This is a genomic window from Okeania sp. SIO2C9 (assembly GCF_010672455.1).
In the GTDB taxonomy this organism is placed as follows: domain Bacteria; phylum Cyanobacteriota; class Cyanobacteriia; order Cyanobacteriales; family Microcoleaceae; genus Okeania.
Genome location: NZ_JAAHGO010000267.1, coordinates 1 through 1187 on the forward strand (window position 1 = coordinate 1; position 1187 = coordinate 1187).

Sequence of the window (1187 nt, forward strand, 5' to 3'; positions counted from 1 at the left end):
TAAGTCTGTCCCTACAGGTAACAATAATTGTGAGCTGATCTCCTCGCAATAGTCTGTCCAGTATGGCTCTAAGACCTTTTCGTTTGAAGTTGAGTCCACTGCCAATGTCTTTGATAACTTCTGCTTCTGGGTACTGGTTTTGCATGAACTCAACTTGTCTATTGAGGTCATCTTTTTGTTTTGCTAATGAGATTCGGCAGTAGCAAATAAGGGAAGCTCTGGTTGCACCCCTGATGTAAGATTGTGTGTTATACAATCTTTGCCCGGCTTCGTTTTTGATAATTTCGATTTTGCCTTCATCTGCATATTTGCGTGTCGGTGTTAGGATGCAAGCCAAGTATTTCTAGGGCTTTCTGGGGTGGAACATAACCCATAATGCTATATTAACATATAGGAACTTATGTGAGCAAATATTAGCAAATTATCAATAGTTAGTCAACCCCTGATCGTATCTTTATCTGTCCAAGATTATAATTAAGTAGCGATCGCCAATTATCATCAACAAGAGGGTCAATGCCATACTCAAGCAGTTTAACAGACAAAGAATGGGTTCTGATTGAGCCATTACTGCCAAAAAAGAAAAAAACTTGTCCAACAAAATGGAACAACAGAGAAATCTTAGATGGTATTCTATATCAATTAAAGAATGGTTGTAACTGGTGTGACTTACCCTGCATAGTTGCCTCCTTATTCAACAGTGTTTTGGCATTACAAGCAATGGCGAGCATCAGGGGTAACCCTTGAAAATTAGAGATGTATTGCATCTCTCTTGTACGCTGCTCAGGTAAAAAAAAACCAAATGGGCAACTTTAATAATCATTGATTCACAGGCGGTAAAAAATACTTGTAATCCCAGTATCAAGTCTAAAGGGTTTTGTTTTGACAAAGCTACCAACGGCATTAAAAGACATCTAGCAGTAGATAGTCTGGGGTTTCGTTCTTGCTCCGTCCTTACTGTGAGGAAACCGAGAGAGCGGGCGGTGCGCTTTTTTTACTCATTGTACAAAAGCCTCAGTTTCTGATGATGTAGGATGAATAGAAATGTGATCAGACAATATTGATTACTTTAAATCTAAACCTGTAAACATTCCTAAAATCAGTATTTGACTTGATAATGGATACCAAGAGCGAAAAAATCATACATGAGTTAAAAAAGATTTATCCTGGGATTATGACCTTGATTGCAA

The 1187-nt window shown here is 38.2% G+C and carries 2 protein-coding genes; one reads left to right on the forward strand and one right to left on the reverse strand.

Annotation, left to right across the window (positions count from 1 at the left end; all coding sequences use genetic code 11):
- Positions 1 to 337: recombinase family protein (locus F6K23_RS40900; protein WP_367267985.1), on the reverse strand; the 337-nt coding region annotated here is incomplete at its 3' end.
- Between the two features lie 176 nt (positions 338 to 513).
- Between F6K23_RS40900 and F6K23_RS40905 the strand changes: the two genes are divergently transcribed.
- Entirely contained in the window at positions 514 to 744 is a 231-nt protein-coding gene (locus F6K23_RS40905) for a transposase (RefSeq protein ID WP_293166986.1), read from the forward strand.
- Positions 745 to 1187: the final 443 nt, after the last annotated feature.